The following is an 18,062-nucleotide window of genomic DNA, read 5'->3' on the forward strand; positions in this document are numbered from 1 at the left end:
GCACGGGAGGTGCCCGCCGGTGGAACGCGAAGTCGATCAACTGCTGAGCAATCCGTATGCCGCTTCGCTTGCCTATGTTTCGGTGGCGGTTTTGGCCTTGGTCGTGTTTTTATTCCTGTTCGAGGTCGTGACGCGCTATAATTGCTGGGACGAGATTCGCAAGGGCAACGTCGCGGTAGCCATGGCAACGGGAGGCAAAATATTCGGCATTTGCAATATTTTTCGTTTCTCCATCGAAGCGAACGACTCCGTCTACGAGAGCATGGGCTGGGCCGGCTTCGGCTTCGTCCTGCTGTTGGCCGCGTACTTCCTGTTTGAATTTTTGACGCCGGTCTTCCGGATCGACGACGAGATCGGCCGGGATAACCGGGCCGTCGGGTTTATCGCCATGATGATATCGGTCGCGCTGTCCTATGTCATCGGCGCCACCGTCATCATTTGAGAGGCGCGGCCATCATTGCTATGCTGAAAGGAACGTTTATTGGGGATGAAATATTTATGGGGAACGCTGCTTGCGCTGGCCGTGCTGTTCTTTGCGCTCGGCGTCTGGTATGTGACGAAATAAGAAACCATGTTGGTTATTTAGGCCGGAGGAATTCGAAATGAGCGAAATCGAAGCGACAGCGGTGTGTCCGTGGTGCCACACCGAGATTATTTGGGATAGCGAGATTGGGCCGGAGAAGCATTGCCCGTACTGCGGCAATGAATTGTCCGGTTACCGGACCGTGCAGATCGGAATCGATCAAGCGGACGAAGAGGAAGACGATGACGTAGAAGAGTCGCCGGCCAAAGGCGAGAACGGCGAATCGTACGACGATCTATGGGACGACGAGGATTCGAATACGGCTAGCTCGCGCTCGGCTCAGCGCAGCGGCGGATCGTTCGGCGTTGGCGGCGGCCATCTGGCCGCGCAGGCGACCGTACAGCGGCTGCTGGAGCAGCAACTTGACATGCCGGAGTGTCCGGTATGCCGCGAATTCCTGCTGGAAGCCGGCACGCAGACGGTGGCCGAGGGGTTCGCGCCGGTCTATTCCAAGCTGCTGAAGGGGCCGCTGTTGGCCGCGCCGTTCCAGGTCGTCACGTATGTGTGCCCGGCGTGCTTCCATGTGGCGAACAAGCTGGCCAAGGCGGATCAAGACCGGATGATCGAGACGCTGGCGGAAGCGGCGGACGATCTGTAAACCAGAGGCCGGCCTCACCTGGTAACTGGAGCCAAGCGCTTCGCATGGGGCATCGTTCCTCCCTCGCCTGGGTATCTTACGTCAAGAGCACGTAAGCGACCAAGGTGGGAGGAACGAGAGTTATGGAGCAGGGCAAACATTCGGTGCAGTCCCGATGGGCGGCCACGATGGCGCGCGGGAAGATGCGCACGGAATCGTTCGGCGGCGGCAAGCGAAACTACGACAGCCGCTCGCTGGACGGGCAGGCTGTTCTTTTGCTGGTCGTGCAAGGACTGCTTGGCATTGCCAATGCGCTGTCGGGTACGTTCGTACCCGTTTACTTGTGGAAGGCGAGCCAGTCGCTGGCTTTGATCGGCTGGTTCAATCTGTTTCAGGCGACGGTGAGCGGCTTGACGTTCTGGCTCGCCGGCAAGTGGGTCAAGGAACATAATAAGATGCACTGCCTCCGGCTGGGCGTGGCGCTGTCGGGGGCCTTTTATTTAACGGTGCTGCTGATCGGCAAATCGGCCGTCGACTACGCGATCCCGCTAGGCGTGCTGAACGGCATCGCGCTCGGGTTGTTCTGGCTCGCGTACAACGTCGTCTATTTCGAAGTTACCGAACCGGGCAACCGCGACCGTTTCAACGGACTGGCCGGATTTCTAGGCTCGGGCGCGGGTATTTTGGCCCCGTGGATCTCAGGTCTTATTATTACATCGCAATCGGGAGAACGCGGGTATACGATTATTTTCACGATCTCGGTCATCCTCTTCGCGGTAGCGGTCGTCATGAGCTTCTGGCTGAAGAAGCGGGAGGCGGTCGGGCAATACGAATGGCTGTACGGCTTCCGGCAGCTAACGCGCAAGGACAGCCCGTGGCGGCGCGTCGTGCCGGCGATTATGGCGCAGGGCGTGCGTGAAGGCGTATTCATGTTTCTGATCAACCTGCTGGTGTACATCTCGACGAACAACGAGCAGAAGGTCGGCAACTTCTCGCTCATCACCTCGTTCGTCGCGTTGATCAGCTTCTGGTTGATCGGCAGGCTATTGACGCCTCAGCGGCGTAAGGCTGCGATGTTAATCGGCGCCGTCATGGTCACGGCGGTCATCGTTCCGTTGTTCTGGCCGCTGCGCTACGGTACGCTGCTTATGTTCGGCATTGGCTCGGCCATCTTCATGCCGCTCTATATCATTCCGATGACGTCGACGGTATTCGATATGATCGGGCAGTCCGAGGAGAGCGCCAGCCGGCGGGAGGAATTTATCGTGCTGCGCGAGGCCGGACTGACGCTAGGGCGCGTCATCGGGCTTTCGTCCTACTTGCTCGTCTTGCCGATCACCAAGGGGACGCCGGAGGCGGTGCCGATTCTGCTGCTCGCGGTCGGGATGTTCCCGATAATCGGCTGGCTGTTTATTCGGCCTTATTTATCAAAAGTGAAGCGACCTGCATAAGGAGCGGCTCATAGGGGAGAGAAGCGCTTATGGTGCGTATTGTGAACAATGTGGCGGAACTGATCGGCGACACGCCGGCGGTTCGGCTTCGGCGCCTGGTTCGGAAGGGCGACGCGGAAGTACTGGTGAAGTTGGAGAAATTCAATCCGAGCGGCAGCGTTAAAGACCGGGCGGCCTCGTCGCTCATCGACGACGCAGAGCGGCGGGGGGCCCTGCGTCCCGGCTCGACGATTATCGAGCCGACGAGCGGCAACACGGGAATCGGGCTGGCGATGAACGCCGCGGTGAAAGGATACAAGCTCATTCTCGTCATGCCCGATAATATGACGAAGGAGAGGATCGGACTCTTGAAAGCCTATGGCGCCGAGGTCGTGCTGACGCCGGCCGCCGAGCGCATGCCCGGCGCGATTGCCAAGGCGAAGGAGCTGCAGGCATCCATCCCCGGCAGCTTCATCCCGAATCAATTCGAGAATAGCGCCAATCCGGACATTCACCGGAAGACGACGGCGCCCGAAATCATCCGCCAGACCGGCGGCCGTCTGGATGCGTTCGTGGCGACCTCCGGGACGGGCGGCACGGTAACGGGGACGGGCGAGACGCTAAGAGCGTCCATTCCGGACTTGTACATCGCCGTCGTCGAGCCGAAAGGATCGCCCGTCCTATCCGGCGGTCAGCCCGGCCCGCACAAGTTGGTCGGCACGAGCCCCGGGTTTATTCCGCAGGTGTTGAATACGGAAGTTTACGACGAGATCGTGCAGGTATCCGACGAAGACGCGCTCGCGACGATGAGAGCGCTCGCGCGCGAAGAAGGACTGCTGCTCGGCCCGTCGTCGGGGGCGGCCGTTTGGACCGCGCTGCAGCTTGCGCGCAAGCTGGGCGAAGGCAAGCGCGTGCTATGCATTGCGCCGGATAGCGGCGAACGCTATTTAAGCATGGATATTTTTTGATGTTTCTTATACTTGATACAATACGGAAGAACCCGCAGCCCGCGAAGTCGGCGGCCGCTGCGGGTTTTTTTTGATATATCCAACCAATCAAAAGCTTTGCCGGCTAGATGGCGCTAACCTTCTGGTTCCCCTCGGTGGAGGTCAATGCTGTAAGGTTAGGGAAGACATCCGTTGAGGCCACCTGACGCTAGAGATGACAGACTAACGCACAGGCTTATGACTGAAGACAAACTTCAACACCCACGGAAGCTTTGTCCACCCAGGACAAAAGCGTGCCCAGCTCGAAGCTATCCGCCAACCGCGAACAATCGTGTCAGCAAGAAAGCGGGAGTCCAGAGGGCAAAGCCCTCCTCCCACCTCCTCGGCGGAGGAGGTGGGAGGAGGGAGCAATAAAACTCGGGTCAAAGGGGCAGAGCCCTCTTAACCTGTCAGCATTGCAGCGGAGGGAGAAAAGAAGGTTCTCAAAGGGCGAAGCCCTTTTGCTCCTAATCCTTCCACTCGGCGAGCTGCGCGAACAGCACATCCCGGCGTTCCTTGATGAACCGGCTGATGACATCCGCCTCGCCGAGGAAAGTCTCGTAAGGCCATTTGCGCGTAAAGTCGTCCCGCACGTCGGCTTGAATGCTCGCCATCATGTCCTTGACGATCGGTTCGATGACGCGCGCGGTGAACGTCTCGTTCAACAATCGCTTCAGCAGACGGCGGTATCGGACGCGCACCGATCGGTAAGCCAGCAATTTGCCCGTCAGCTTATTCATCCCCCGCACGGACACGAGATCGCTAGGACACAAGCGGCCGAAGCAGTTCCGCCCCCACGTCCCTTCGTAATCCCACGGAATAATCCGGTATTTGCTCGTCGCCCGATGTTCGTATAACGCATAGTTTTGATCGAAGCCGTCGTAATTGTTCGTCAGCACCGCGCCTGCCAGCCAGCGTAAATAAAGATCGACATCAAGCCGTTTCCCCAGGTAGGCGCGCAGCGTGGAGCTGGATGGCCGATTCACGTTCGCGATGAAAGCGGCGAGCCGCTTCTTCGTGCCGTCGCCCCCCTTGACGAGCTGGTAGCCGGCGAATAGCGAGCGCTTGCGTCGCTTGGTCTCGTGGTCGATCAGCGTGAAATCGGCGTTGTCGTTCACCGCGTAGACGAGGGAGGATGCGCCGATGCGCCGTCGCCGGAAGAACCGTCCGTCTACCGCTTCAATCTCGACGTACACGCCGTGCGGCTTGCCGTTCCAATGCAGCTGGACGTGGCGGGTGCGCGGCGCCGGCACGCCAATCTCGTTAAAGAAGCGAAAGGACAGCGCGTTGCGGATGAGCGACGGGTCGTCGAATTCCGCGTTCCAATGCAGCGTGCGGCCTTCCGTCTGGATTTCGTACGATTTCTTCAAATAGTTGCGGGTATGGCCGCCTCGGATGCGGATCCGGGCTTCGGCCGCCGCGCCGTCTCCGACCAGCCGCGCGGGTACGTAACGGTCGCTCCATACGTCCCGAAGCAGCTCATGACTCGCGCCGGGGTCAATCTCGATCGAGCGAACCGGCAATCCCTTTCCGGCCATGGGATCATCCTCCAGGCATCAGGTTCAGCCTGCCCCCTGCGGCGGGCAAGCTGCGATACCTTACTCTATGCGGGAGCCCGGTCGGAGGTGTGCGGATTGCGCGCGAAAAGGTGGAGGCGCGTCTACTCGATCGGGAGCGGACCGCCGCCGGTTACGCGGGCGTGGCGGAACTAGACTAGCGTACATCTGGTAGAAAATAGATTGCTACCCTAGTCCCTTTGAAGACGGGATACATATAAATATATTACAACCGTCATCCGGAAGAATCGAAGGAAAGCGGCGGCTAGCAAGGGGATGGCCGTCGCAGCCAACCGGTAGATTGGAAGGAAGACGCGCGGCGAAGTTTCTATTTTTCTTCGCTCACATTATATCAAACGGGAGGAATTCGCGATGGCTTACGAGTACCATGGCAAGTCGTTCGGCAAGAAATGGGACGGCCACAAATCCGGCGGCCATAAATCGTACGGCATGAAATTCGAGCACAAATCGTTCGACAAGAAATGGGAGCACAAATCCGGCAAAGACCACAAATCCCATGGATGCAAAAAAGAAGAGGACTGGAAATGCCTCATCAAGAAGCATGTCGTCATCAAACTGAAAAAAGGCTGTCCGGACTGGATCGAAGGCGTGTTGATCGGCTTCGATAGCCACAAAATCGTTCTGCTGACGAAAGAAGGCATCGCCTACGTCGACGTCTGCTGCGTGAAGTGCATCTACGAGAAGAAGGAGAAGAAGGAGCACTGCGGCTGCGGCAAACACGACGGGCATAAAAGCGGCGGACACGATGGATGCCGCAAGGAGCACCATTCCGGCGGCAAAGACCACCACAGCAACGGTAAAGGCTACGGGCATGGCTTCATGGGCGGCGGCGATTGGTTCGATGGTCACCGCACGAAAGGCGGCGACGGGCTTCGCAGCGAAGGGCACCATGGCGGCCATTACGGCTCCGACAAAACGTGGGGCATGAAGGACGGCGGTCACTACGGCGGCAAGAAAGATCACAAAGGGAAAGACGATCACAAAGGGAAAGACGATCACAAAGGCAAATACGGCCACAAAGGACGCAAAATCGGGCGCAAATGCGGCTGCGGCTGCAAATGCAAATGCGGCAAAAAGAAAATCGCCCGGTAACGCGCTTCGGAATCTTGCCATGACCACGATCGCATGATGCAGCGCGGGCTGCGTGCCCTTAGGGCGCGTCAGCCCGCGGCATCGGCATCCACCGCCGCACGAGGAGGAAGGGAAAGCCATGAGAAACCTACGTCCGCTCCTTAACCGTTACGTCGAGCTACAAATCGCCGATGCCAAGCAGCCGGTCCGCGGTTGGCTGGCCGATCTGGGACAAGACATTCTCGTCGTCTACACCGGGTCGAACTATGTCTACGCGCCGCTCGTTCACGTCCGTCGCCTAAAGCTGCTGAACGCGGCGCCGCCTCCGTCCGGGCTGCCGGAGGCGCCTTACGAGAACATGAACGACGGGATCTCGTACCGCAAAATACTTATGAACGCCAAAGGGATGTTCTCCGAGTTGTACATTACCGGGGAGCAGACGGTTCACGGGTACGTTAACAGCGTCATGAACGATTTCTTCGTCTTCTATTCGCCCGTCCATCACTCCGTCATCGTCTCGCTCCAGCATCTCAAATATTTGATCCCCTATTCGCAAGGCGAGACGCCGTACGCCTTAACGCCCGAACAATTCCCGCTTAAACCTTCGCCGCTCACGTACGCCCGTTCCTTCGACCAACAGCTGCAGAAGCTGATCGGCGAGTTCGTCATTCTCAATCTGGGCGAGCAGGCGAGCTGCATCGGCGTGCTGAAAGGCATCGACCAGCAGATCGTGGAGCTGTCGGACGCGAGCGGAACGCCGGTCTTTTTGCACCTGAATCACATTAAGACGGTTCATTTGCCATAAGGGGGGCGAAACCGCTTCTTTCCAATTTCGGGGAGAGGCGGATACATATTTTGGCTGCGCGCGGTTCATAATACGGAGGGTTTGAAAAAAATGGCGATAAGGAGGGGAATCGCTTGTTACAGCCGATGTCCTCGAAAGAATTGGAGTATATCATCGATTCGATATCGAATGAAGACCTGCTCATGAAGCAATGCGCGGTTGCGGCGACGTCGACGTCGAACCAGGCGCTGGTCAACATCTATCAGCAAGCCATCAGCCAACACCAACAGCATATCGAGACGCTCATCCATACGATCCAGCAGCATCAGCAGCTGGCGCCGTCGCAGCCGCAAGGCTAACCGTTCCCGCGCGGGACAAGCCGTTTCGCCCGGACGAGATATTGACTGTCAACCATAAGGAGGGTTTCCACGTGTTCCAACAATCGAACGGCCAGAAACAGACGCATACCCATCTGCTGGCGGAGGAAGATTTGGCTTATACGGTGCTTGCCGACCTGAAACGCGTATCCGGCGAGTACGCGACGGCGGTGACCGAGTCGAATTGCCCGGATATCCGCCAAGTGTTCACATCGTTGCTGAACAGCACGCTCCGCCTGCAAGGCGAGCTCTATCGCGCGATGAAGCAGAACAACTTGTACGACACGCCGACGGCCGCGCTGCGCCAAGAGATGGACAAGCAGCTGCAGAAGCAGCAGCAGACCCAGCAGAAAGCGGCGCAGCTGCTCCAGCAGATCGGGCTGCAGTCGCAAAATCAATCCCAAGCGCAGAGCCAAAGCCAGTTCCCGCAGCAACAGCAAGCTGCCAATTCGCGCCAGCAGTTCCAACAGCCGCAGCAGGCGCAGCCGATCAATGCGCAGGAGCAGCAGTTCCAGCAAGCGCAAATTCCGGTGGCCGCGAGCGCTTTCGCTCAGCAGGATCAGCACCGCCAACAGTTCCAACAAAACCAATTCGCGACCGGCGCAGGTCTGTTCCAAGCAAGCGAGCAGCAATCGGCTTCCCAGTATCAACCCGTGCACCAGTCGAATGCGTTCGGGCAGCAGGCGCATAACCCGCAAGCGGGCATTAGCCAACAGCAGTACCAGCAGGCGAGACAAAACCAGCATTCCCAGCAGTTCCAGCCGTCCCAGCAGAATCAGGCGTTCAGATCAAGCGCTCAGTCTTCCGCGCAGCAATCGCGCGCGAACGCGACGAACGCAGGCTTCACGCCGCTGCAGCCGATCCACCAGACGCCAGGCGGCAATCAGCCGAATTATTTCTCCTAAGCACCAGCAAAGCTCCCGAGAGGGAGCTTTTTTGCATACTAGGATAGCTTCCGTTGATACCCGCGGGCTTCTCCGGACCGCCGCTAAACTTCCCAAGCCTCGGACAGCCTGCGGATGCCTGACGCGATTCGTTCGATCGGGATGCCTCCGTAGCCGAGAAGCACCGTGCCGGGGGCGGCAAGCTCGGGAGCAAGCGCATAGATGGACGTCGGATAGACATGGACGCGCGCCGCTCTGGCGGCGGTCACGAGTTCTTCTTCGCGCCTGCCGCAGCGGTCGCGCAGCAGCAGATGCAGCCCGGAGCCTTGGCCGATCACGTCGACGCGATCGCCTAGATGCTCGCGGACGGCGGCCAGCATCGTCTCCTGCTTGCGGTTGTACAGCATGCGCATACGCCGGATATGGCGCTCGAAATCGCCGGCGCGCATGAACCGCGCAAGAGCGGCCTGGAAGATCGGCGAGGCGAGCTGGTCGTAGCTGTGGGCCATCGCCTTGAACGCCGACAGCAGCTCCGGGGGCAGGACCAGATAGCTGATTCGCAGCGACGGAGCCAGCGCCTTGGAGAAGGTCCCTAAGTAGATGACGCGACCGTCGGCATCTAGTCCTTGGAGGGAAGGAATCGGTTTGCCGCCGTACCGGAACTCGCCGTCGTAATCGTTCTCGATAATATAGGCGTCGCGTGCTTGCGCCCATGCGAGGAGCTGCAGCCGTTTGGCGATGGAAGTGGTCATGCCGTATGGAAATTGGTGGGAGGGCGTGAGGTAGACGGCTTGGGCGGAGGATGCCCGCAGCTCATCCATGCGGATGCCGTCCGCTTCCAGACTGATCGGCTTAACGGGTGCGCCGGCTTGCAGCAGCAGCGATTTGACGCCGTCGTTGACCGCTTCTTCCGCCGCGATCGCTCCCAGACGCGGACGGAGCAGCTGAAGCAGCAGCGCGAGCGAATGATACGTCCCCGCGCCGACGACGATCTGCCCGGGCAAGGATCGTACGCCGCGGGCGTGAAGGAGATAGGCGGCAATCTCCTCCCGCAGACGAGGGTCGCCCTGGTAATCGCCGTACAGGAGGGTCCGGCCGTTCTCGGGCAGGAAGCATTCGCCGACGAGCTTGCGCCATTTGCCATGCGGGAATTGAGATAGATCGACCGCCCCGTATCCGAAATCATAATCCGCTTCGTCGGCATTGGCGGCATGATAGGCGCGCGACGGAATTGGAGGACCGTCAGTCGCAAGGGGCTTCGACGCGGACTTGTCGATCGGATCGATGCCGGGAGAACCGGTGATCTCCGGCGAATGGATGGATAAATCCGCCACGAAAAGCCCGGAGCGGGGGCGGCTGACCGCATATCCTTCCGCGGCCAGCTGATCGTAAGCGTGAGCGATCGGCGTCCGGCTGCGTCCCAGGAGGGAAGCGAGCAGGCGGACGGAGGGCAGCTTCTCGCCGGGGCGCAGCTGCCCTGCGCTGATTTGAGCTTTAATATAGGCATATAGCTGCATATATACGGGGACATTGGACGCGTCGTCGAGCGTCGGCATGAGCGAGTGCATGCGGATTCCTCTCCATTCTTATATCTGTCACATGAAAAAAGTATAATCTGTACATTTTGCGCGTGACAAGACTGTATTACGATGGGAGCATGCCACAGAAAAGGGATGAGATGTCGATGATGCACACTTACGCGCTGCCTCATATTGAACGGTTGGAACCTTATGCGTTGGGCGAGCAGCCGAAGCCGGGCCGGACCTGCGCCAAACTGAACCAGAACGAGAACCCTTATCCGCCGTCGCCGGCGGTGCTGGAAGCGCTGCGGAGTATGCCGGAAGAGTCATTGCGCAGATACCCGGATCCGTCGGCAGGCGCGCTTCGTGCGGCGATCGCCGAACGGACGGGGCTTGCGGCGGAGCAAATCTACTGCGCGAACGGTTCCAGCGAAATTATCTCGCTCCTGTTCAAGGTGTTCGTCGGTCCGGGCGGACGGGCGGCCGTGGCGGAGCCGGGCTTCGGACTTTACCAGACCGAGGCGGCCGGCCATCAAGCCGCGTGCATCCCCATCCCGCTTCTGCCTGATTACCGTCTGGATATCGACGGCCTGCTGTCCAGCGGCGCAGACGCGCTGATTCTAATTCATCCTCACGCGCCGACCGGTTTGTTGACCAACCCGGAAGAACTCGAGCGTCTCGTTCGTTCTTTCCAGGGACTGGTCGTCGTGGACGAGGCCTATATCGACTATGCGCCGGCCGGATCGTCCGTCCTGCCGCTGATCGAACAATTTCCGAACCTGCTCGTCCTGCGGACCTTCTCCAAATCATACGGGTTAAGCGGACTGCGAGCGGGCTACTGCGCGGGCAGCCGGGAGCTGATCGCGGCGTTCGCGAAGGGCGGGGGCATCTACAACGTTGACGCGCTGGCCCAGAAGTTGGCGCTGGCCGCCGTGCGGGACGACGCCTACATGCGTGGCAGCGTGGCGCGCGTCGTTGCGACGAGGGACGCTTTTGCCGGCGAGCTGCGGCGGAGAGGGTACGACGTGCTTCCGTCGTCGGCCAATTTCGTGCTGTGCGCGCCCCCCGTAACCGGACCGGATGCCCGAACGATATATCGGAAGCTGGTCGAGCGGGATATATACGTTCGGCACTACGAGCATCCGAGGCTTCGCGGTCTGCTTCGGATTTCGATCGGGACGGATGAAGAGATGGAATGGCTGAGGAGGGAGCTGGATGCGCTCGCGTCGAATTCGGGCTAAGGCCGAACCTTCCCGAGCGCCCGTCCGACCGGGAGAACGGAAAAGCGGGAGGCCGCAAGCGGGGCCGCTTTTTCCGCTTTGCAGGAAGCTTGGATTCGTTGTAATATAGACTTTATTACTTAATGACACATCATGTAAAATTACGCCCTGCAAGCAAGGCGCGAGCGCTTTACTATGGAATGGGGCAAGCGGAGGTATTGACGATGAGTGAGCTTAAAACGAAGATTTTGGAGCTGCTGAAGGAAGATGCGCGGCGCAGCGCGGAGCTGATCGCGACGATGCTGGATGCGGAGGCCTCGGCGGTGTCGCAGGCGATCGCGGAACTGGAGCAGGAGCACGTCATCGTCAAATACGCGGCCGTTGTTAACCCGAGCAAGATCGACGAGGAGAAGGTTACCGCTTTGATCGAAGTTCAAATTACGCCGGAACGCGGCCGCGGATTCGAAGGTATCGCGGAACGGATCTATCAATATCCCGAAGTGCAGTCGGTCTACCTGATGTCCGGCGCTTACGACCTGCTGGTCGAAGTCCAAGGGAAGACGCTCAACGAAGTGGCTTCGTTCGTATCGAGCAAATTGTCGACGATCGACGCGGTGCTGTCGACGAAGACGTTCTTTATTCTGAAGAAATACAAGCAGGACGGCATTATATTCGAGGAGCGCGAAGACGATCACCGTCTTCTCGTCTCGCCGTGAGGGTGATGGGCCATGATTAAAGAAGAAGAGAAACCCCAGCCGCAAACATCGCTCCGCTCCATGCGCGATTACCTCGCGCCGGGCGCGCGCGACATGAAGCCGTCCGGCATCCGCCGTTTCTTCGATTTGGCGGCCGGCCGCAAGGACATCATCACGCTGGGCGTCGGCGAGCCGGATTTCGTCACGCCTTGGCATGTGCGCGATGCTTGCATTTATTCGCTCGAGAGAGGCAAGACGCAATATACCTCCAATGCCGGCATGCCGGAACTGCGCGAGGCGATCGGCCAATACTTGAACGACAGCTTCCAGGTGAAGTACAACCCGGCGGACGAAATTCTCGTGACCGTCGGCGGCAGCGAAGCGATCGACCTCGCCTTGCGGGCGCTCATTACGCCGGGCGATGAAATTCTCGTGCCGGAGCCTTGCTACATCACCTACTCGCCGATCACGACCTTGAGCGGCGGCGTGGCGGTGGGCGTCGAGACGTTCGCCGAAGACAATTTCAAGCTGCGCGTGGAATCGCTGCAAGCCGCGCTGACGCCGAGATCCAAAGTGCTCATCCTCTGTTACCCGAGCAACCCGACGGGCGGCATCATGACGTACGAGGACTGGCTGCCGATCGCCAAGTTCGCCGAAGAGAACGACCTGATCGTCATCTCCGACGAGATATACGCCGAGTTGACCTACGGCATGAAACACGTCAGCTTCGCGGCGATGCCGGGCATGAAGGAACGGACGATTCTCGTCAGCGGCTTCTCCAAGGCGTTCGCGATGACCGGCTGGCGGATGGGTTACGCATGCGGACATCCGGAGCTGATCGGCGCCATGCTGAAGATTCACCAATATACGATCATGTGCGCGCCGATCATGGGCCAGATCGCGGCGCTCGAGGCGCTCCGCAACGGGCTGGAAGAGAAGGACCGGATGGTCGAGTCGTACAATCAGCGTCGCCGGATCGTCGTGCAGGGCTTCCGTCAGATCGGTCTGGAATGCCACGAACCGCAGGGAGCATTCTACGCGTTCCCTTCCGTGAAATCGACGGGGCTGACGAGCGAGGAATTCGCGACGCGGCTGCTGCAGGAATACAGCGTGGCGGCGGTCCCGGGCGACGTGTTCGGCAAAGGCGGCGAAGGCCATCTGCGTTGTTCGTACGCCAGCTCGATCGCGAACTTGACGGAAGCGATCGACCGGATCGGACAATTCGTCCAGAAATTGAAGGCAAACTAAAAAAATAGTTTCATTATTGGCAGACTTTGTTATAATAACTTTAACAAATTTTTATAAACTTAGTTTGCACAAGCGATCCCGGCAACCGATATTTACGACAGAAGGAGGAATGAACATTGGCTTGTGCGGATTATGAGTTCTCGTTTCGAAGCGAAACGGGCGCCATCCAAGCGAAGCAGTACTCCTCCTCCATCCGCGTATTGGAAGACGAGATCTACGAGCTGCGTCAACGAATGGAACAATCGTATTTGGAGCAGAAAACGTTCAGCTCCGATATCGTCATCGATTTGAGCCGCAAGCTAGACATTAAGATTAACGAGTATATGCGATTTATGGTGAGAAGAAATTCTCTTCAATAGCACATAACAGCAGCCGGCCGGATGGCCGGCTTTTTTGCGCGCCGGAAGCGGGTGAAGGACGGCAGACGGATTTACAAACAGGAACAAATGTTCTATTATGAATGAGCATGTTTAAAGTAGCAAGCGATTAAGCAGGTAAGGGAGAGAGGTCTACGATGGCTAGCAGAGAACAGCTGCTGCATGATTTCGCCGCGCTTATTCCGTTCGCGGAGTCGCTGCGCGGGCTGGACGAGGCGGCCTGGACGGCGCGGGTCGCGCCTGGCAAGTGGGCCGTTCGCGATATCGTGTCCCATATGATGCTATGGGACAAGTATTTTCTGGAAGAAGCCATTGAGCGGATTGCCCAGGGGGAGCCGCTCACGGCGCGGCACTTGGATTACGATGCATTCAATCGCGATGCGATGACGTTCGCCGCGACCCGCAGCCAGAAGGTGATCTTGGATCTGGCCATTCGCTTCCGAAGCGATATCATCCGCCAGTTGACGATGCTCGGCGAGGAGCGCGCGTCTCGCGTCTATACCGATGCGGACGGTCAACCGTTCGCCATAGGACGATACGCGGCCGACTTTATCGCGCACGACGCGCATCATATGGCGCAGATCCAGCGTTTCTTGGGCCGGGAGGCGGACGGCGCGATCGGTTCGGATTTGCAGCAGCGTACATAAGCGGCCGGGCGGTATAGCCTGGCTTCGAACGAGCGCGATCTCCCGAGGGGGTCATCGCGCCGTTTGTCGTTTTCGTGACGAGCGAGCTTGGAATCTCTCGAACCCTATCGTTTCGACGGTGTGGGGAGCGCGTCAGATATGATATAGTGAACGTAGACTCTACGCCAGTGGAAGGAGCTTATTTGCCGAAGATGAAGAGAACGAAGAGGTTTGCAGCGCTGCTGCTCATTTTGTCCTTGTTTGGCGCGTTGTTAGCGGGCTGCGGAGATGAGCCGGATTTAACGGTGTTCATTATGCCGAAGGAATATTTCAATCCCGACGCGGCGCAGAAGATCGAAGATAAAGTACAGGCCGGATTCGGCGAGACGAAGTCGATCGCGGTGAACGCAAGCCCGATGTACAACGCGCAGAAGCTTGTCGTCGAGATCGCGGCCGCGGGCAACGGGATTATCGTCATGCCTAAGGATGCGCTCCAGATGATGATCGACCAGGGGCCGGCCGTTCAGCTTGACGATACGTTCAAGGCGGAGGATTACCAGGAAGGCGTCATGGAGAGCATGGTCGAAAGCGAGAACGGCGAGCTGACGAAGGTGAAGGGCTTGTTCGCGATTCCGGTCGAGAAGATTCCGGCCTTCAAGGCCGCCGGCTACGAAGAGAAGGATATCGTGGCGATTATTCCGGTGAACGCCCCGGATCAGGAATTGTCCAAGCAAGTGATGAAGGAGCTAATGAAGCCATGAGATTATATACGAGAACCGGGGACGGCGGGCAAACTTCCGTCAAAGGCGGACGGGTACGCAAAGACGACATCCGCGTCGATACGTACGGCACGATCGACGAGCTGAACAGCTTCGTCGGACAAGCGGCGGCCGTAGCCGCGCGCGAAGGGAAGCAGGAGGCGCTGGTCGCGGAACTGCTGGAGATTCAGCAGGAGCTGTTCGACTGCGGCTCCGATCTGGCGTTCGCCGACCCGGCCGGCCGCGAGTTCAAGATGGACGCGCAGCCGGCCGAGCGGCTGGAGCAATGGATCGACGCGCATATCTCGGCGGCGCCCGAGGTGACGCGTTTCATCCTGCCGGGCGGCAGCGAGACGTCGGCCGTTCTTCACGTCTGCCGTACCGTCTGCCGCAGAGCCGAGCGCCGCGTCGTGACGATGGCTTCGGAGATGGAGATCAACATGGACGTGCTGAAGTATATCAACCGCCTCTCGGATTATTTCTTCGCGGCGGCGCGATCCGCGAACGCCGCGCTTGGCGTGCCCGACACGGAATACGTCCGAAGCGCGGAAGTGTTCCGCAAGAAAAAGAAACCATGACGATGCAGTACTACCCGCCGCTGTCCGTGCTCGTGGAGGCGAAGGACGCGGGAATGATGGTGCGCACGCTCGCCGAACGCCGTCTTGGCGTCTCGCGTAAGCTGCTCTCCCGTCTGAAGCTGACCGAGCGAGGCATTACGGTGAACGGGCAGCGGGTATATGTGAACGACCGCGTGCAGGAAGGCGATCTGGTCGAGCTGCGAATGGAGCAGGAGCGGTCGGACGATATTCTGCCGGAGCCGATGGCGCTCGACATCGTGTACGAGGACGCGGACCTGCTTATCGTCAACAAACCGCCTGGCATTGTCGTGCACCCGACCCATGGCCACTATACGGGCACGATTGCGAACGGCGTCGTCCATCATTGGCGGGAATGCGGCGAGATCGTCCGGTTTCGTCCGATCCACCGGCTGGACGAGGATACGTCCGGGCTCGTCGCGATCGCGAAGACCCCTTACGTGCATCAACAGCTGTCCGAACAGCTGCAGGCCGGCGAAGTCTATAAGTCGTATGTTGCTTATGTCTACGGCGCGCCGCCCGCATCGGCCGGCACCGTTGACGAGCCGATCGACCGGGACCCGGAATCGCCGCACGTCCGCATCGTAACGCCGAGCGGCTACCCGTCGGTGACGCATTACGAGACGGCCGCCGTATACGGAGACGGCATCGCTTCGAAAGTAAAGCTGAAGCTCGAGACGGGACGGACCCACCAAATTCGCGTGCATATGAAGCATATCGGTTGCCCGCTGATCGGCGATGCGATGTACGGCTTCGCCGCGCCGGAACGGCTGGCGGACGGGCTGCCGAAGCTGGAGGGGCTGGTGGCGCGCCAGGCGCTGCATGCCGCCGTGCTCGGCTTCACGCACCCGATTCGCCGCGAATGGATGCAATGGGAAGCCTCGCTTCCCGAGGATTTGAGCAGTTTGGAGACGGCGCTCGCCAAGCAGGATTTTGGACGATAGATAGGAGCAATGACATCCGATGAGTAAACTTAAGCTATACGAATATTCCAAATGCGGCACATGCCGCAGCGCGCTTAAGTGGCTGAAAGCCGCAGGCTACGACGACATCGAGAAGCACGACGTGTTCGAGACGGCTCCTTCCGCCGAGACGATCGCGGAGCTGGTGGCGCGCAGCGGACTCGATATCAAAAAGTTCTTCAATACGTCCGGCGAAGTCTACAAGGAGCTTGGGCTGAAGGATAAGCTGGGCGCGATGACGGACGAAGAGAAGATAGCGCTGCTCGCCTCGAACGGCAGACTGATCAAGCGTCCGGTCGTGACCGACGGCAGCAAGGTGACGGTCGGCTTCAAGGAAGAGCATTACGAGCAGGAATGGAAGCAATAAGGCCGGAATACGGCGCGCTCTTGCCGGCATCCTGGCAGGCGGCGCACCGTTCGTCGACATAGGGGAGGCGCGAGAAGCAATGAAGAAATCTTGGCGGGCAGAGAAGCTGGATCGGCTCGGATCCTCGATCTTTGCCGAAGTGAGCGGTTGGAAACGAGAGGCGATGGCGGCCGGATTGGACGTGATCGACCTGAGCATCGGCAGTCCCGACCAGCCGCCCGCGCCGGAAGTGCGGCAGGCGCTCGCGGATGCGGCGTTAAGGGCGGACGCCTACGCGTACCCGGGCACGAAGGGCAGCCGCGGCTATCTCGGCAAAGTCGCGGAATGGATGGCGTACCGGTTCGGCGTCGACTTGAACCCCGAGACGGAACTGCTCTCTCTGATGGGAACGCAGGACGGGCTCGGGCATCTCGCGCTTGCATTGTGCGACCCCGGCGATATTGCGATCATTCCGAACCCCGGCTATCCCGTCTATGCGGCAGGACTTGCCGTGGCGGGCGTCGAGCCATACTTGATGCCGCTTCGCGAGGAACGGGGGTATTTGCCGGATTTCGATGCCATTCCCGAGGAGGTATGGCGCAAGGCGAAGTTCATGCTGCTCAACTATCCGAGCAATCCGCTGTCGGCGGTTGCGGACCTGCCGTTCTACGAGCAAGCGGTCGCGGCGGCGAAGCGGCATGACGTCCTGATCGTGCATGATCTAGCCTATTCGGAGATGGCGTTCGACGGATTCCGTCCGCCGAGCATTTTGCAGGTGGAAGGGGCGCGCGATATCGCGGTGGAATTCCATTCCATGTCGAAGAGCTTTAATCTGGCGGGCGGTCGGATCGGCTTCGTGGCAGGTAACGCGGAGGCGGTAGCGGCGATGGCCGAGCTGAAGGGGAACATCGACTTCGGCGTGTTCCTTCCCGTGCAGGAAGCGGCCGTCGCCGCCTTGGAGCGCGATATGTCGGGAACGGTCGAACCGGTAGGCGGATTATACGAACGGCGCAGAGATCTATTCCTCGGCGCGCTGGCGGCGGAAGGCTGGGCAGTACCCGAGCCGAAGGCGACGATGTTCATATGGGCGAAGCTGCCCCCGATGCGCTGGCATATGGCGGAACCTTGGACTTCGCGTCGAATTTCCCGGGAAATGCTCGCTCGGTACGGAGTTGCGATGATCCCGGGCGACGCTTTCGGATCTGAAGGCGAAGGCTACGTGCGAATCGCGCTCGTCGAGGAAGAAGAAAAGCTGCTGGATGCGGCGAAGCGGATCGGACGTTTTATTCGCGGCGAGTAGCTCGCGGCGAACGGACCGGGATATTGCTTGAAATGGCGCTGTCCTTGAAGGACGGCGTGGACGAGCCTTGGCAAGTCGCGCCTAGAACGGCATGGTTTATCGACAGCGATTGTCGCGCGTTGTTAGCAATGTTTAGGCATTGCAG

At 59.3% G+C, this 18,062-nt stretch carries 20 protein-coding genes; 18 read left to right on the plus strand and 2 right to left on the minus strand.

The features are described from left to right. Positions 1–19: 19 nt before the first annotated feature. From BCM02_RS29745 to cysK, 4 genes are all read left to right on the plus strand, one after another. Positions 20–442, plus strand: coding sequence for a DUF350 domain-containing protein (locus tag BCM02_RS29745; protein ID WP_148932769.1), 423 nt, complete (start codon positions 20–22; stop codon positions 440–442). Positions 443–602: 160 nt separating this feature from the next. Continuing rightward, entirely contained in the window at positions 603–1,181 is a 579-nt protein-coding gene (locus BCM02_RS29750; protein ID WP_246183607.1) for a hypothetical protein, read from the plus strand. A 122-nt stretch (positions 1,182–1,303) separates the two neighbouring features. Next, positions 1,304–2,611, plus strand: coding sequence for an MFS transporter (locus BCM02_RS29755; RefSeq protein ID WP_148932770.1), 1,308 nt, complete (start codon positions 1,304–1,306; stop codon positions 2,609–2,611). A gap of 29 nt (positions 2,612–2,640) precedes the next feature. Beyond that, complete coding sequence (gene cysK / locus BCM02_RS29760; RefSeq protein ID WP_148932771.1) at positions 2,641–3,558, plus strand: cysteine synthase A; 918 nt, start codon at positions 2,641–2,643, stop codon at positions 3,556–3,558. 485 nt (positions 3,559–4,043) lie between these two features. Here cysK and BCM02_RS29765 read toward each other — a convergent pair whose 3' ends face one another. After that, the gene (locus BCM02_RS29765; RefSeq protein WP_148932772.1) at positions 4,044–5,114 is read right to left on the minus strand and encodes a CotH kinase family protein; all 1,071 of its coding nucleotides are present in this window, start codon (positions 5,112–5,114) and stop codon (positions 4,044–4,046) included. Positions 5,115–5,504: 390 nt separating this feature from the next. On the opposite strand from BCM02_RS29765, the gene BCM02_RS29770 reads away from it, so the two are divergent. The 4 genes from BCM02_RS29770 (at position 5,505) to BCM02_RS29785 (ending at position 8,290) form a co-directional block, all read left to right on the plus strand. Further along, a complete protein-coding gene (locus tag BCM02_RS29770; RefSeq protein WP_148932773.1) occupies positions 5,505–6,245 on the plus strand; it encodes a hypothetical protein in 741 nt (246 codons plus the stop codon). Positions 6,246–6,363: 118 nt separating this feature from the next. Beyond that, the gene (locus BCM02_RS29775) at positions 6,364–7,029 is read left to right on the plus strand and encodes a DUF2642 domain-containing protein (RefSeq protein WP_148932774.1); all 666 of its coding nucleotides are present in this window, start codon (positions 6,364–6,366) and stop codon (positions 7,027–7,029) included. Between the two features lie 125 nt (positions 7,030–7,154). Next, a complete protein-coding gene (locus tag BCM02_RS29780; protein ID WP_148932868.1) occupies positions 7,155–7,367 on the plus strand; it encodes a hypothetical protein in 213 nt (70 codons plus the stop codon). 71 nt (positions 7,368–7,438) lie between these two features. Further along, positions 7,439–8,290, plus strand: coding sequence for a spore coat protein (locus BCM02_RS29785; RefSeq protein WP_246183608.1), 852 nt, complete (start codon positions 7,439–7,441; stop codon positions 8,288–8,290). A gap of 83 nt (positions 8,291–8,373) precedes the next feature. On the opposite strand, the gene pdxR is transcribed toward BCM02_RS29785, so the two are convergent. Beyond that, positions 8,374–9,837: a MocR-like pyridoxine biosynthesis transcription factor PdxR gene (gene pdxR, locus BCM02_RS29790; protein ID WP_148932775.1), complete on the minus strand. Its 1,464-nt coding sequence runs from the start codon at positions 9,835–9,837 to the stop codon at positions 8,374–8,376. Between the two features lie 116 nt (positions 9,838–9,953). On the opposite strand from pdxR, the gene hisC reads away from it, so the two are divergent. The 10 genes from hisC to BCM02_RS29840 all read left to right on the plus strand — a co-directional run bounded on the left by hisC (position 9,954) and on the right by BCM02_RS29840 (position 17,917). Continuing rightward, positions 9,954–11,030, plus strand: a complete 1,077-nt coding sequence (gene hisC, locus BCM02_RS29795; protein ID WP_246183609.1) for a histidinol-phosphate transaminase — start codon at positions 9,954–9,956, stop codon at positions 11,028–11,030. Positions 11,031–11,233: 203 nt separating this feature from the next. Continuing rightward, positions 11,234–11,725 (plus strand): Lrp/AsnC family transcriptional regulator, encoded by a 492-nt coding sequence (locus tag BCM02_RS29800; protein WP_148932776.1) that lies wholly within the window; start codon positions 11,234–11,236, stop codon positions 11,723–11,725. 12 nt (positions 11,726–11,737) lie between these two features. Then, positions 11,738–12,952 (plus strand): aminotransferase class I/II-fold pyridoxal phosphate-dependent enzyme, encoded by a 1,215-nt coding sequence (locus BCM02_RS29805; protein ID WP_148932777.1) that lies wholly within the window; start codon positions 11,738–11,740, stop codon positions 12,950–12,952. Between the two features lie 116 nt (positions 12,953–13,068). Then, on the plus strand, positions 13,069–13,311 hold the full coding sequence (locus BCM02_RS29810) for an aspartyl-phosphate phosphatase Spo0E family protein (protein WP_148932778.1): 243 nt from the start codon (positions 13,069–13,071) through the stop codon (positions 13,309–13,311). 155 nt (positions 13,312–13,466) lie between these two features. Continuing rightward, the gene (locus BCM02_RS29815) at positions 13,467–13,976 is read left to right on the plus strand and encodes a DinB family protein (RefSeq protein ID WP_148932779.1); all 510 of its coding nucleotides are present in this window, start codon (positions 13,467–13,469) and stop codon (positions 13,974–13,976) included. Positions 13,977–14,167: 191 nt separating this feature from the next. Beyond that, the gene (locus BCM02_RS29820) at positions 14,168–14,716 is read left to right on the plus strand and encodes a hypothetical protein (protein WP_148932780.1); all 549 of its coding nucleotides are present in this window, start codon (positions 14,168–14,170) and stop codon (positions 14,714–14,716) included. Continuing rightward, positions 14,713–15,291 carry a cob(I)yrinic acid a,c-diamide adenosyltransferase gene (locus tag BCM02_RS29825; RefSeq protein ID WP_148932781.1) on the plus strand — a complete coding sequence of 193 codons (579 nt, stop codon included), beginning with the start codon at positions 14,713–14,715 and terminating at the stop codon, positions 15,289–15,291. The genes BCM02_RS29820 and BCM02_RS29825 overlap by 4 nt, the downstream gene beginning before the upstream one ends. Positions 15,292–15,293: 2 nt before the next feature. Then, positions 15,294–16,253, plus strand: a complete 960-nt coding sequence (locus BCM02_RS29830) for an RluA family pseudouridine synthase (RefSeq protein ID WP_148932871.1) — start codon at positions 15,294–15,296, stop codon at positions 16,251–16,253. A 19-nt stretch (positions 16,254–16,272) separates the two neighbouring features. After that, complete coding sequence (locus BCM02_RS29835) at positions 16,273–16,638, plus strand: arsenate reductase family protein (protein ID WP_148932782.1); 366 nt, start codon at positions 16,273–16,275, stop codon at positions 16,636–16,638. A gap of 79 nt (positions 16,639–16,717) precedes the next feature. Continuing rightward, positions 16,718–17,917, plus strand: coding sequence for an aminotransferase class I/II-fold pyridoxal phosphate-dependent enzyme (locus BCM02_RS29840; RefSeq protein WP_148932783.1), 1,200 nt, complete (start codon positions 16,718–16,720; stop codon positions 17,915–17,917). Positions 17,918–18,062 lie beyond the last annotated feature (145 nt).

The sequence above is a fragment of the Paenibacillus methanolicus genome, from assembly GCF_008124765.1.
GTDB lineage: Bacteria > Bacillota > Bacilli > Paenibacillales > Paenibacillaceae > Paenibacillus_Z > Paenibacillus_Z methanolicus.